The sequence below is a fragment of the Cupriavidus sp. HPC(L) genome (assembly GCF_000307735.3).
Lineage (GTDB): Bacteria > Pseudomonadota > Gammaproteobacteria > Burkholderiales > Burkholderiaceae > Cupriavidus.
In genome coordinates this window covers 1-13,627 of the sequence record NZ_AMPR02000026.1, presented here as the reverse complement: position 1 = coordinate 13,627, position 13,627 = coordinate 1, and the positions used below count along the sequence as shown (strand labels likewise).

10 protein-coding genes are annotated in these 13,627 nt (G+C 68.9%); 4 read left to right on the top strand and 6 right to left on the bottom strand.

Annotated elements, in window-relative coordinates:
• A partial coding sequence (locus B551_RS02885) for a GAF domain-containing sensor histidine kinase (protein WP_023263446.1) occupies nucleotides 1–1,814 on the bottom strand: 1,814 nt, incomplete at its 3' end.
• 287 nt (nucleotides 1,815–2,101) lie between these two features.
• Between B551_RS02885 and B551_RS02880 the strand changes: the two genes are divergently transcribed.
• Entirely contained in the window at nucleotides 2,102–3,064 is a 963-nt protein-coding gene (locus tag B551_RS02880) for a DUF808 domain-containing protein (RefSeq protein WP_023263445.1), read from the top strand.
• A gap of 438 nt (nucleotides 3,065–3,502) precedes the next feature.
• Here the strand turns inward: B551_RS02880 and B551_RS02875 are convergent, their stop codons facing one another.
• Complete coding sequence (locus tag B551_RS02875) at nucleotides 3,503–4,150, bottom strand: DNA-3-methyladenine glycosylase I (protein WP_043437051.1); 648 nt, start codon at nucleotides 4,148–4,150, stop codon at nucleotides 3,503–3,505.
• A 248-nt stretch (nucleotides 4,151–4,398) separates the two neighbouring features.
• Here B551_RS02875 and B551_RS02870 point away from each other — a divergent pair, with 248 nt between their 5' ends.
• Nucleotides 4,399–5,289, top strand: a complete 891-nt coding sequence (locus B551_RS02870) for a class III extradiol ring-cleavage dioxygenase (protein WP_006578342.1) — start codon at nucleotides 4,399–4,401, stop codon at nucleotides 5,287–5,289.
• Nucleotides 5,290–5,305: 16 nt separating this feature from the next.
• Here B551_RS02870 and B551_RS02865 read toward each other — a convergent pair whose 3' ends face one another.
• The 3 genes from B551_RS02865 to B551_RS02855 all read right to left on the bottom strand — a co-directional run bounded on the left by B551_RS02865 (nucleotide 5,306) and on the right by B551_RS02855 (nucleotide 7,611).
• Complete coding sequence (locus tag B551_RS02865) at nucleotides 5,306–6,631, bottom strand: MFS transporter (RefSeq protein WP_023263444.1); 1,326 nt, start codon at nucleotides 6,629–6,631, stop codon at nucleotides 5,306–5,308.
• Nucleotides 6,632–6,782: 151 nt separating this feature from the next.
• Nucleotides 6,783–7,196 (bottom strand): VOC family protein, encoded by a 414-nt coding sequence (locus B551_RS02860; RefSeq protein WP_006578343.1) that lies wholly within the window; start codon nucleotides 7,194–7,196, stop codon nucleotides 6,783–6,785.
• 67 nt (nucleotides 7,197–7,263) lie between these two features.
• Nucleotides 7,264–7,611, bottom strand: a complete 348-nt coding sequence (locus B551_RS02855) for a GFA family protein (RefSeq protein WP_023263443.1) — start codon at nucleotides 7,609–7,611, stop codon at nucleotides 7,264–7,266.
• A gap of 179 nt (nucleotides 7,612–7,790) precedes the next feature.
• Between B551_RS02855 and B551_RS02850 the strand changes: the two genes are divergently transcribed.
• Nucleotides 7,791–8,405 carry an HD domain-containing protein gene (locus B551_RS02850; RefSeq protein ID WP_023263442.1) on the top strand — a complete coding sequence of 205 codons (615 nt, stop codon included), beginning with the start codon at nucleotides 7,791–7,793 and terminating at the stop codon, nucleotides 8,403–8,405.
• 184 nt (nucleotides 8,406–8,589) lie between these two features.
• Here B551_RS02850 and B551_RS02845 read toward each other — a convergent pair whose 3' ends face one another.
• Nucleotides 8,590–12,183: an indolepyruvate ferredoxin oxidoreductase family protein gene (locus B551_RS02845; protein WP_006580024.1), complete on the bottom strand. Its 3,594-nt coding sequence runs from the start codon at nucleotides 12,181–12,183 to the stop codon at nucleotides 8,590–8,592.
• Nucleotides 12,184–12,495: 312 nt separating this feature from the next.
• Between B551_RS02845 and B551_RS02840 the strand changes: the two genes are divergently transcribed.
• The coding region (locus tag B551_RS02840; RefSeq protein WP_023263441.1) for an NYN domain-containing protein at nucleotides 12,496–13,627 on the top strand (1,132 nt) is incomplete at its 3' end.

Below are 13,627 nucleotides of genomic sequence, written 5' to 3'. Positions count from 1 at the left end.
GGCACCGACGACACCGCCGCCGCGGGCGCGGCGGGGCCGACGAATTCAAGCGGCAACGTCAGCGTGAAGGTGCTGCCCGAGCCCGGCACGCTGTCGACCGTCAGCGTGCCGTTGAGCAGTTGCGCGAGCTGTCGCGAGATCGACAGCCCGAGGCCGGTGCCGCCATAGCGTCGGCTGGTGGTGCCGTCGGCCTGCTGGAAGGCCTCGAAGATGATGGCCTGCTTGTCGCGCGCAATGCCGATGCCGGTATCGCGCACCGCGAAGCGCACCCCGTCCTCGCCATCGCGCATGACCGACAGCGCCACCTCGCCGCGCTCGGTGAACTTGAACGCGTTGGACAGCAGGTTGCGCAGGATCTGCTGCAGCCGCACGCTGTCGGTCACCAGCGTCGCCGGCAGGCCGGGCGCGCGTTCGATGCGGAACTGCACCGACTTCTGCGCGGCGATCGGCGCGAAGCCTTGCGCGAGTCCGCCGACCACCGCCTCGATATCGACCGGTTCGGGCTGCACGGTCAGATGGCCGGCCTCGATCTTGGACAGGTCGAGGATGTCGTTGATCAGGTTGAGCAGGTCGGTGTTGGCCGAATGGATGGTGGCGGCATAGCGCACCTGCTCCGGCGTCATGTTGCCTTCCTTGTTGTCCTGCAGCAGCTTGGCCAGGATCAGCGCGCTGTTCAGCGGCGTGCGCAGTTCGTGCGACATGTTGGCCAGGAACTCGGACTTGTACTGGTTGGCGCGCTCCAGTGCCCGCGCGCCGGCGGCTAGCTCGGCCTGGTACTGCAGCAGGTCGCGCTTCTGTGCCTCCAGCAGCTGGGTGTGCTCCTCGAGCTGGACGTTGCTCTGCTCGAGCTCGGCCTGCTGCGTCTCCAGCCGCGCCTGCGATTCCATCAGCGCACGGCCGCGCTCTTCCAGTTCCTCGTTGGAGACGCGCAGTTCTTCCTGCTGGACCTGCAGTTCCTCGGCCTGGCGCTGGGTCTGCGCCAGCAGCGTCTCCAGCCGCGCGCGATACGCCGAGGCGGTCAGCGCCACGCCGGCCGCCTCGGCAATGCGGCCGATCAGTTCGACGGTATCGTCCAGCTTCGGCTGCGCGCTGGCGAACGCCAGCTCCACCACGCCGACCACATGGCCGTCCGAGGTCAGCGGCGCGGCCACGACCGCCTGCGGCACGTCGCGCCCCAGCGCCGAAGCGATGCGCAGATAGTGCGAAGACAGGCCGCGCGCCAGCAGCGGCCGGTTCTCGCTGGCGGCCTGCCCGGCCAGCGTCTCGCCGAGCGCCAGGCTCTCGGGCGTGTCGGCCGGCGCCGCCCAGCCCGCCAGCCGCTTCAGGCCGCCGTTCTCGAGTCCGTACACCACGCCGGCCTGGGCCTGTGCCAGCGGCACCAGCGCGCGCAGCAGCGCGGTGCCGACCTCTGCTGGGGTATCGAGCCCGCGCGTCTGCTGGACCACGCGGACCTGGCCTTCCTGCAGCCAGACGAAGCGCCGCATCTGCACCTGGCTGGCGACGTAGCGATAGATTGCCGCGGCGAGGAACCACATCACCACGGCGCCGCACAGACGGTTGATCAGGCCGATGGTCGGATCGCCGCCTTCCGGCGAGAAGATATAGCCGGCGGCGATCAGCAGCGTCGCGCCCGCAGCCGTCCACAGCGGCATCGTCGGACGGTCGACGAACACGCACAGGCAGATCGGCAGTAGATAGAAGATCCATTCGGCGACGCCGAGCGGCGTCAGCAGGTCCGCGAACAGCAGCGCGGCGAGCAGCAGCGGAATGACGAGCGTACGCAGCAGATCGCTGCGCGCAAGGGTTTGGGGCATGGGCGACCGGGTGGAATGGGAAGGAGGCGGGGGCCCCGGCGCAAAAGCCGCCCGGTGCCTGCGCATGACGCCCCATGCTACCGGCCCGAGTGACGTAAAAAAATCAGACAAAATCCGACATGCCGGCCATGCTGGAAGCGCAACCGGCTATGGCAGTATGGCGCGATGGCGGCGCCACCCGCGGCCCGCCGCGCCTTGCCGATCGTCCATCCTCACAGGAGCCAGAACCATGCCGAGTTTCGATCGCCGTACCGTTGCAGGCCAGCCGCCGCAGGGAGGCCGCTGAGATGGCCGGTGCCAGCCTGCTCGCGCTGCTCGACGATATTTCGACGATCCTCGACGACGTCGCCACGATGAGCAAGGTCGCCGCGCGCAAGACCGCGGGCGTGCTTGGCGATGACCTCGCGCTGAACGCGCAACAGGTGACCGGCCTGAAGGCCGAGCGCGAGCTGCCGGTGGTCTGGGCGGTGGCGCTCGGTTCGCTGCGCAACAAGGTGATCCTGGTGCCGGCGGCGCTGGCCATCAGCGCCTTCGCGCCCTGGGCGGTCACGCCACTGCTGATGATCGGCGGCGCCTTCCTCTGCTACGAGGGCTTCGAGAAGCTCGCCCATCGCTTCCTGCCCGGCCACGCCGAGCCGACCGAGCGCGCCAGGGAGGCGGTCGAGCGCGCCGCGCTGCGGCAGGCGGCGTCCAATCCCGCGGTCGACCTGGTCGCGCTGGAAAAGGAAAAGATCAAGGGGGCGGTCCGCACCGACTTCATCCTGTCGGCCGAGATCATCGTGATCTCGCTGGGCACGGTGGCCAACGCGCCGTTCGGCACCCGGCTGGCGGTGCTGACCGCAATCGCCCTGCTGATGACGGTCGGCGTCTACGGGCTGGTGGCCGGCATCGTCAAGCTCGACGACGCCGGCCTCTATCTGAGCGAGCGCGGCAATGGCTTCGCGCGCCGCGTCGGCGACGGCCTGCTGCGGCTGGCGCCGATGCTGATGAAGACGCTGTCGGTCGCCGGTACCGTCGCGATGTTCCTGGTCGGGGGCGGCATCCTGGTCCACGGGCTGCCGTGGGCGCACCATCTGGAAGAGAGCGCCGCGCAATGGCTGGGCGCGATCCCTGGCGTCGGGCCCTTCCTGTCCTGGCTGGGACCGCTGCTGATCAATCTGGTTGGCGGCGTGATCGCCGGTGCCATCGTGCTGGCCGGCGTGATGCTGGTGCAGCGGGGCCGGCGGGCGTTGCGGCCGAGTTCGCACTGAATGCTGCAGGGTTGGCAATGGCGCCCCTTGGGGATAACTCCGGGGACAACCCTGTGCCCGTCCTGTGCGCCGCACGAGGGACAAGCGCTGGGAAGACTGTGAGGCGCCTGTGGACGGCGGACGGACAAGTCCGGCGCGTCCCGAACCCATTTCCGCGGGGGTGTCGGGTTATCCCGTATACGTCGGGGTTTTCCCTGAGAGTTGTCCAGCCTGCCAGAGCTTGTGCCACAAGGGCGCGGCGCCCTTATCCACTGCCGAGGGCGCCGTTTACCTACTACTACTATCTACGTATACGTAAACAATCTTTAAAGACCATGGAGCACCGTTGCGCAGGGCGGAGGCTGGATGTGCGTTTACGCACGTTATGCAGGTGATGCACGTTACCGACGTTACGCGCGTAGCCGCAGCAGCCCCGGATACGGCCACGGCGGCCGCCAGCTAACGCGGCACCTGGAAGGCCGCCCGCTTACGCTGCGCTTCCTCGCGCGCCCAGCAACCCTGCTGGTGGTCGTTGACCATCCCCATCGCCTGCATCAGCGCATACATCGTGGTGGGGCCGACGAAGCGCCAGCCACGTTTCTTCAGGTCCCTGGACAGCGCGGTCGCCTCGGGGCAGGTCGTCATCGTGCGCAGTACCTCGGGCGTCAGCACGGCCGGCCGGCTCTTCGGATCCGGCTCGTAGCGCCACAGATAGGCGGCCAGCGACGATTCGGTCTCGAGCAGTTCGAGCGCGCGCTGGGCGTTGTTGATCGCCGCCTCGATCTTGCCGCGGTGGCGCACGATGCCGGCATCGCCGAGCAGCCGCTCGATGTCGCGCTCGCCGAAGCGCGCCACCTTCTCGACGTCGAAGTTGGCGAACGCCTTGCGGAAGGCCTCGCGCTTGCGCAGGATCGTCAGCCAGCTCAGGCCCGCCTGGAAGCCCTCGAGGCACAGCTTCTCGAACAGCCGGCGGTCGTCGTCGACCGGATACCCCCACTCGTTGTCGTGGTAGTGGCAATAGTCCTCGAGCGTGCCGCACCAGCCGCAGCGGGGCAGCGGCGTGACGGGCGCCGGTCCGGCCTGCTTCGGTCTGGTGGTGGCGGGCATGGTGGTCATCGTCTCTCCGTCGTCTCGGTAGTCTCGGTTGTCTCGCGGGCTTTGATCAGCCGGGGCTGGCGACCCGGCAGGCAAGCCGCCATGTTAGTGCCACTTCGCCCCCGCTGGTAGGGGACAACGCCGCAACGCTGAATTTCAAAATATTTGACCGACCCGTCCGCAACGCTTCACGCCCGGGCGGTGGGGATTTGTCAAACTTGGCTCGTATTCCATGAACACACGATGCCAAAGGACTCCCCATGCTGCCCGCGCTCTATGTCTCCCACGGTTCGCCGATGCTGGCGATCGAACCCGGGCCGGTCGGCCCGGCGTTCGATGCGCTGGGCGAGCGGCTGCGCGCCGAGCAGCCGCGCGCGGTGCTGGTGATCTCGGCGCACTGGATCTACAGCACGCTGGCCGTGACCACCGCCGAGCGGCAGCAGGCATGGCATGACTTCGGCGGCTTCCCGCCGGAGCTCTATGCGCTGCGCTACGACGCGCCCGGTTCTCCCGCGCTGGCGGGGCGCGTCAAGGCGCTGATCGAGGCCGCCGGCATCCCGGGCGCGGGCTTCGTCGCGCTGGACGAAGCGCGGCCGCTCGATCACGGCGCCTGGCTGCCGATGCGGTATTTCTTCCCGAAAGCCGACCTGCCGGTGGTGCAGCTGGCGCTGAACCCCTATCTGGACCCGGCCGTGCAGATCGAGATCGGCCGCGCGCTGGCGCCGTTGCGGGACGAGGGCGTGCTGGTGGTCGGCTCCGGCAGCTTCACGCATAACCTGAGGGAAGTGTTTCGCGAGGAACGGCCCAGCCAGCATGGCGTCGACGCCGAACCCTATGTCGAGGCGTTTCGCGGCTGGATGGTCCAGGCGCTGGACGAAGCGCTGCGCACCGGCGATACCGCGCGCATCTCGCGCTACCGCAGCGAGGCGCCGCATGCGCGCCGGGCTCATCCGACCGACGAGCATCTGCTGCCATTCTTCGTCGCGCTGGGCGCCGCGCTCGGACCAGCGGACGGAAAGGCAGGCTCGACTGCACCAGCCAGGGCGGCCGAGGTCGCGCGGGCGACCGACGCGGTGACCTATGGCGTGCTGGCGATGGACACCTTTGTCTTCGACGGCATGGGCGCGGCCGCCGCGGCCGCCGCGGCTTGAGTACGACGGGGTCTGGCTAGTCCGCAGCCGGCGGCGCCCCCAGCATGCCGCGCCGGCGCAGCGCATAGGCGAACGCGCCTAGCGCCGCCAGCCCCAGCAACACCATCACCCACAGCATCAGCCAATAGCCGCCGGCCGCGCTCCACATCAGCGCGCCCAGCCACGGGGCGATCGCCTGCATCAGCAGCACCGGCGTCATCATCAGCCCGTTCAGCGTCGCATAGTGGTGCCGCGAGATCAACTCGGGCATCGCCATCGCGCGCAGCATCGTGTTGATGCCGTTGGCGCAGCCGTACAGCACCGCGGCGAGCATCAGCCATCTGCCGTGGCCCAGCGCCAGCGTCAGCAGGCCCAGGCACATCACCAGATAGACCGGCATCGCGATCCGCACCGGCTGCCGCGATGGCATGCGTGCCATCGCCAGCCGGCCGATCACCTGTGCCGGCCCGATCAGCGCCGCCACCATCAACTGCTCGCCGACCGGCAGGCCCTTCTCGTTGAGCATCGGGATCAGGTGCGCGCCCAGCAGCGAAGCCACCACCGCCAGCGCGGTGAAGGCCAGCACCACCGACCAGAACACCGGATCGCGCAGCGCCAGCGTGGCGATGCCGGGCGAGCCGGCGCCCAGTGGCGCGATCGGCTGCACGCTGGCATAGGTCGGATGCGGCTTGAAGCGCAACCTGGCATGCAGCGGCGCGCAGACCAGCAGGTTCAGCGCGGCGAAGATCAGCAGCGTGCCGCGCCAGCCGATATGCAGCACCAGCCATTGCGCCAGCGGAATGAAGATCGTGCTGGCGAAGCCCGCCACCAGCGTGACGATGACGATCGACTTCTGGTAGCCGTCGCCGTAGGCCTGGCGCAGCACGACGAAGGCCGGCTCGTACAGCGTGGTGGCCATCGCCAGGCCGAGCGGCACCCACATCAGCAGGAATAGCGTCGGGTTCGGCGACCACGCCCACAGCAGCAGTCCCAGTCCGGCCAGCACCGAACCGGTACCCATGACCCAGCGGGCCGGTGCGCGGTCGAGCAGCCGGCCGACCGCGAACGAGCACAGCGCCCATACCAGCAGCCCCAGCGAATAGCCGCCCGCCAGGAACGGCTTGCCGTAGCCGAGCGATTGGCTCATCGGTTCGATGAAGACCGTGAAGGTGAAGTACAGCGTGCCCCACGAAATGGTCTCGGTCAGGCCGAGCACCCAGGCCAGATGTCGGGGTGGTTCCGACCTGGGGGCGGGGTGGGGCTGTGGTTCGGTGGGTTCCGTGGGGTCGGCGGCGCTCGCCGCAGCGGGGGCGGAGCCGGCGGTGTCCGGGCGCGGGCCGGAGGAGAGGTCGGGTGTCGTCATGGCATGCGCCGGGGAGGCCGGCGCCGTGGCCGCCGATGCGATGCCGGCGGCGCATGTTAGGGGGAAACCCGATTGTAGCGGCGCTCCGCCGCCGCGTGCGCGGGGCGTTGCGCGGCGGCATCGCGCAGTCCCGCCTCTGCGCCTTCGCGCGCTATGCCGTGGTGTCGGGCGGTCCCTTCAGCTCGACCACATTGCCGTCGGGGTCGCGCAGATAGATCGACGGTCCCGTGCCCTCGGCCCCGTAGCGCGATTCGACCGGTCCCGCTTCGACACCGTGCGCGCGCAGATGGGCAGTGATGGCCTGCGCATCGAAGGGCTCGACGCGCAGGCAGAAGTGGTCCAGGTTGCGGCCCTCGGGGCCGGGTCCCGCGCCACCGGCCTTGCCGAGCGGACCGTCCAGCGTGACCAGGTCGATCAGGCTGGCGCCGGCACGCAACTGCGTCAGCCCCAGCTTCGGCTGCTCGCGCTCCAGCGTGCAGCCCAGCACGTCGATGTAGAAGCGCAGCAGCGCCGGCACGTCGGCGCTGCGCAGCACCAGATGATCGATGCCCCGGATCGTCAGCATGGCGTCATGGCGGAGGCGTTACAGGCGGCGGTACAGGTCGGCGGTACAGGCGACACTACAGGCGACACTACAGGCGTCGCCCATCGAACGGGATGACCTTCAGCTTGTCCAGGTCGATTCCCTCGAGGCAGCGCGCATTGACCGCCGCCGTCGGGTTGCCCTTCGGGTCGATGGCTTCGCCGAACGGGCCGCAGCCGCACACCGGGCAGAAATGGTGGGCGATCTTCATCGTGTGGAAGCGATAGGTCGAGTAGTCCGACTCGGGCGTCTTCAGGTGCAGGCGCTCGCGCGGCACGAACCACAGCAGATGGCCGCGGCGCTGGCAGATCGAACAATTGCACGACAGCACGGCGTCAATCTCGCCTTCGACCTCGAATGCGATGCGGCCGCAATGGCAGCTGCCCTGGTATGGCATGGTGTTCTCCTCGATTCTGTGGAAGGTGCCGCGGGTCGCTTCAGCGGTTGGGCTCCAGCCGGTGGCTTCGGGCTGGTGGCGGCGATTGTCGGTATCCCGACAGTGTAGCGGCATCAAGCGGTGTCACAATGCCGGAATCCCCAAGAGCGCAGCAGCGCCGACCCCACCAGGAGACCACGATGAGCGAATCCCACCAGGCGCCGCGCGCGCAATTCAGCCATATGGAGCAGGGCACCCGCGAAGACTGGGCCGCGATCTCGGCCGAGTTCATGCCCTATGCCGCCGCGCTGCCCGACCGCGTGCTGGCCCATCTGCGGCTGCTGGAAGGCGACTGCGGCGGCTTCCCGATCGACCGGCTGACCCACTGCCTGCAGACCGCCACGCTGGCCCATCGCGACGGCCGCGACGAGGAATACGTGGTCTGCGCGCTGCTGCACGACATCGGCGACACGCTGGGCAGCTACAACCATCCCGACATCGCCGCGGCGATCCTCAAGCCCTTCGTCAGCGCCGAGAACCTGTGGATGGTGGAAAAGCACGGCGTGTTCCAGGGCTACTACTTCTTCCACCACCTCGGCCTGGACCGCAACCTGCGCGAGCAATTCCGCGGCCAGCCCGAGTTGTTCGAGCGCACCGCGGAGTTCTGCGCGAAGTACGATGCGGCGGCCTTCATGACCGACTACGACACGCTGCCGCTGTCGTTCTTCGAGCCGATGGTGCGGCGCGTGTTCGCGCAGCCGAAGAACTCGATGTATGTGAAGAAGGGCGAGGACAAGCTGGCGCAGGTGGAGTAGGGCGGCGACTGCCATCTCCCGTCGGTTTTCTCCCTCTCCCGCACGGCGGGAGAGGGGCGGGGGAGAGGGCAAGGGCGGGTGGGGCATGGCCGGCAGCATCGTCAAGCTGCCGCCCGGCCCTCTCCCCCATCCCCGTCTCCCACAAGTGGGAGAGGGGAGCCGGCCCGCGGGGGCGAAGGCGCACTCAAGCCGCCTGCTGTCCCTGCGCCGGATTCCTGAACTGCGCCAGCAGCGTCTGCCAGCGCGAGCGCGCCGCGTTCAGGTTGTTGGCCTTGACGTGGCCGAAGCCGCGGATGTCGTCGGGCAGGCTGGCCAGTGCGACCGCGGTGCCGTGGTTGGCGGCGTTCAGCCCCGCCACCAGCTCGTCGAGCAGCGCCCGGTATTCGCCGATCAGCGCGCGCTCGGTGCGGCGCTCCTCGGTCTTGCCGAACACGTCCAGCGGACCGCCGCGCAGGCCCTTGAGCCTGGCCAGCAGCTTGAAGATCGTCATCGTCGACGGGCCGAAGCGGCGCTTGATCAGCCGGCCCTGGTCGTCGTGCCTGGCGATCATCGGCGGCGCCAGCCAGAAGTTCAGCTGGTAGTCGCGGCCCGGCTCGCCCTCGAACTGGTTGCGCAGCTTGTCGAGGAAGACCGGATCGGTATAGAGCCGCGCGACCTCGTACTCGTCCTTGTACGCCATCAGCTTGGCCAGGTTGCGCGCGACCGCCTCGGTCAGCGGCAGCGGCTTGCCTGCACCCACCAGCGCGCTCTCGGCCGCGCGCACGCGGTTGACCGCGTCGCGATAGGTCTGCGCATAGGCGGCGTCCTGGTAGGCGGTCAGGTGCTCGGCACGATGGGCGATCAGCTTCTCCAGCAGCGCGCCCGACGACGTCGGCAGCTTGACCACGTCGGCGCCCTCGGCGGTGCGCTTCAGTTCGCCGGTCAGCGACAGCACATGTTCGGGGTCATGCGCCATGTGCCGGCCCCATTCGAACGCGGCCTTGTTCTTGTCGACCGACACGCCGTTCAGTTCGATCGCGCGCACCATCGCGTCCAGCGACAGCGGCACCCAGCCCTTCTGCCAGGCATAGCCGAGCACCAGCGGATTGGTGTAGATCGCGTCGCCGAGCAGCGCCACCGCCAGCGCGCTGGCATTGACGAAGTCGCATTGCTCGCCGACCGCGTTGCGCACGTCCTGCTCGGCAGACAGACCGGGGAACTGCCACTTCGGATTGCGGATGAACTCGGCGGTCGGGGTTTGCGCGGTATTGACGATCGCGCGCGTGCGTCCGGCCTGGGCCTTCGATAGCACCTCGTCGGTGGCCGACACGATCGCATCGCAGCCGATCACCAGGTCCGCCTCGCCCATCGCGATGCGGGTGGCGTGGATGTCCTCGGGCCGCGCGGCGATCTGCACGTGCGACAGCACCGCGCCGCCCTTCTGCGCGAGGCCCGCCATGTCAAGCACCGTGACGCCCTTCTGTTCCAGGTGCGCGGCCATGCCGAGCAGGCCGCCGATCGTCACGACACCGGTGCCGCCGACGCCGGTCACCAGCACGCCGTACGGCTTCTCCAGCGCGGGCAGCGCCGGCTGGGGCAGCGGCGGCAGGTTGGCCATCGACACGCCGTGCGCCTCGGGCTTGCGCAGCTGCGCGCCCTCGGCCGTCACGAAGCTCGGGCAGAAGCCGTTCAGGCAGGAGAAGTCCTTGTTGCAGGACGACTGGTTGATCTTGCGCTTGGTGCCGAGCTCCGTTTCCAGCGGCTCGACCGACAGGCAGTTCGACTTGACCGAGCAGTCGCCGCAGCCCTCGCAGACGGTGTCGTTGATGAACACGCGGCGGGCCGGGTCGGGGAAGCTGCCGCGCTTGCGGCGGCGGCGCTTCTCGGTCGCGCAGGTCTGGTCGTAGATCAGGATGGTGCAGCCCGGCACCTCGCGCAGCTCGCGCTGGACGCGGTCCAGATCGTTGCGATGGTGGATCGTCACGCCCGGCGGCAGCTTGATCGCGGCGCTGTACTTCTCCGGTTCGTCGGTGACGATGTCGATCCGCTTCGCCCCCTCGGCCGCCACCTGGAAGGCGATGTCCTGCACCGACAGCTGGCCGTCGACCGGCTGGCCGCCGGTCATCGCGACCGCGTCGTTGTACAGGATCTTGTAGGTGATATTGACGCCGGCCGCGATCGACGCGCGGATCGCCAGCAGGCCCGAATGGAAGTAGGTGCCGTCGCCGAGGTTGGCGAACACGTGCTTGTCGCCGGCGAACGGCGCCTGGCCGATCCAGGCCACGCCCTCGCCGCCCATCTGGCTGAAGGTGCTGGTGCTGCGGTCCATCCAGACCGTCATGTAGTGGCAGCCAATGCCGGCCAGCGCGCGCGAGCCCTCGGGCACGTTGGTCGAGGTGTTGTGCGGGCAGCCCGAGCAGAACCACGGCTTGCGCTCGGCCGCGACGCGCGGCGTGGCCAGCGCGCGCTCCTTGGCCTCGATCACCGCGATGCGGGCGGCGATGCGCGCGCGCACGTCGCTGGGCAGATCGAACTTGTCCAGGCGCGTGGCGATCGCCTTGGCGATGATCGCCGGCGACAGCTCGTAATGCGCCGGCAGCAGCCAGTTGCTCTGCGGGATCGACCACTCGCCGCCGGCATTGTCCTTCTCGTCGAACTTGCCGTAGACCTTGGGCCGCACGTCGTCGCGCCAGTTGTACAGCTCTTCCTTCAGCGCGTACTCCATGATCTGGCGCTTTTCCTCGACCACCAGGATTTCCTGCAGCCCTTGCGCGAACGCGCGCGCGCCCTGCGCTTCCAGCGGCCAGACGCAGCCGACCTTGTACAGCCGGATGCCGATGCGCTCGCAGGTCTCCTTGTCCAGGCCCAGGTCGGTCAGCGCCTGGCGCGTGTCGAGGTACGCCTTGCCGCCGGTCATGATGCCGAAGCGCGCATGCGGCGAATCGATTTCGATGCGGTCGATGCGGTTGGCCCGCACATAGGCCAGCGCCGCGTACCACTTGTAGTCGAGCAGCCGCGCTTCCTGTTCCAGCGGCGGATCGGGCCAGCGGATGTTGAGGCCGCCCGGCGGCATCGCGAAGTCCTGCGGCAGCGCGATCTGCACGCGATGCGGGTCGAGCTCGACCGAGGCCGACGATTCGACCACGTCGGTGACGCACTTCATCGCGACCCACAGCCCCGAATAGCGGCTCATGGCCCAGCCATGCAGCCCGTAGTCGAGATATTCCTGCACGTTGGCCGGGAACAGCACCGGCAGCCCGCAGGCCTTGAAGATGTGTTCGGACTGGTGCGCCAGCGTCGAGGACTTGGCCGAGTGATCGTCGCCGGCCAGTACCAGCACGCCGCCGTGCTTCGACGAGCCGGCCGAGTTCGCGTGCTTGAAGACGTCGCCGGTGCGGTCCACGCCCGGCCCCTTGCCGTACCACATGCCGAACACGCCGTCGTACTGCGCGCCCGGGTACATGTTGACCTGCTGCGAGCCCCACACCGCGGTCGCGGCCAGGTCCTCGTTCAGGCCCGGCTGGAACACGATGTTGTGGCCGGCCAGGTGCGACTTGGCCTTCCACAGCGCCTGGTCCAGCGCACCGAGCGGCGAGCCGCGATAGCCCGAGATGAAGCCGGCGGTATTGAGGCCGGCGGCGCGATCGCGTTCCTGCTGCAGCATCGGCAGACGGACCAGCGCCTGCGTGCCGCTGATGTAGATGCGGCCGCGTTCGAGCGTGTATTTGTCGTCGAGGGTAACGTTGGCGAGCGCGCGACGGATGGCGTCGCTGACCGGGGCGGTCAGGGGGGCATTCATGGGTGCTCCTCTTCGGGCATGTTGTCGGGATCGCCGACACACTTCAGTGGTGGGCAGCCGCGGCAGGCCTCTTGTGAAGGCGTTGGCGACCGTGTCTCTGCCCGGCATGGTAGCACCGGCGACGTTGACACGGCACCCTGCGGCGCAGCATCCCAAGCCCCTTCCGGCTCGGCGATTTCCCGAATGGACAAGCCCCGGCGTGTACACTGCACTGCATCCAAGCCCGGCAGCGGGCGGCGTCCGCCGGATGCCCCCCCGCCGCGGTGGTGCAACCTTCCACTGCTGGAGCGACCGCTCCCCCAGGACAAACCGATGAATCCAAATCCTCGCCAGGGCACCGCGACCCTGGCCGTTCTGATCGACGCCGACAATGCCGGGCCGGGCATCGTCGAAGGCCTGCTGGCCGAAGTGGCCAAGTACGGCGTGGCCGCCGTCAAGCGCATCTACGGCGACTGGACCAAGCCCAATCTGTCGGGCTGGAAGGAATGCCTGCTGTCGCATTCGATCCAGCCGATCCAGCAGTTCCGCTACACGGTCGGCAAGAACGCCACCGACAGCGCGATGATCATCGACGCGATGGACCTGCTGTACACCGGCCGTTTCGACGGCTTCTGCATCGTCTCCAGCGACAGCGATTTCACGCGGCTGGCCTCGCGCATCCGCGAGCAGGGCCTGACGGTCTACGGCTTCGGCGAGCGCAAGACGCCCAAGCCCTTCGTCACCGCCTGCGACAAGTTCATCTACTCGGACTTGCTGCGCGGCGACGTCGGTGCCGACGAGGCGGACGAGGCCGCTGCGCCTGCGCGCCGCCGCAGCGGCGGCGAGCTACGGCAGGACACGCGCCTCGTCCGGCTGCTGCAATCGGCCGCGCAGGCGGTCTCGGACGAGGAAGGCTGGACCACGCTGGGTAGCATGGGCACCCACATCGCCAAGCAGGCGCCCGAATTCGATTCGCGCAACTACGGCTACGGCAAGCTGTCGGAGCTGGTTGCCGCGACCGGCCTGTTCGAGGTCGAGACCCGCAACGGCGGCAACAACAAGACCATCTGGGTCCGGCTCAAGCGCCGCGGCGAGCAGCGTGGTGGCGAACAACGCGGTGGTGACCTGCGTGGTCCGGAACAGCGCGGTGGCGAGCGGCAGGGCCATGCGGGCGAGCCGCGCAGCCAAGGCGGGCAGGGCGAGCAGCGCAGCCAAGGTGGGCAGGAGGAGCAGCGCGGCCAGGGCGGGCAAGCCGAGCCGCGCAGCCACGGTGGGCACGCCGAGCAGCGGGATCCAGTCGGCCAGGAACAGGGCGGCCAGGATGTCCGGAGAGGCCGCGGTCGCCGCCACGGCCACGCCGCGTCGGCGCCGGCGGATGCAGCGGTGTCTGCCGAACAGACCGAGCTCGAGATCGATGAACCGGCGCCCGCGCCCGAGGCGGTGCAGGTCGACGAACCGGTTGCCG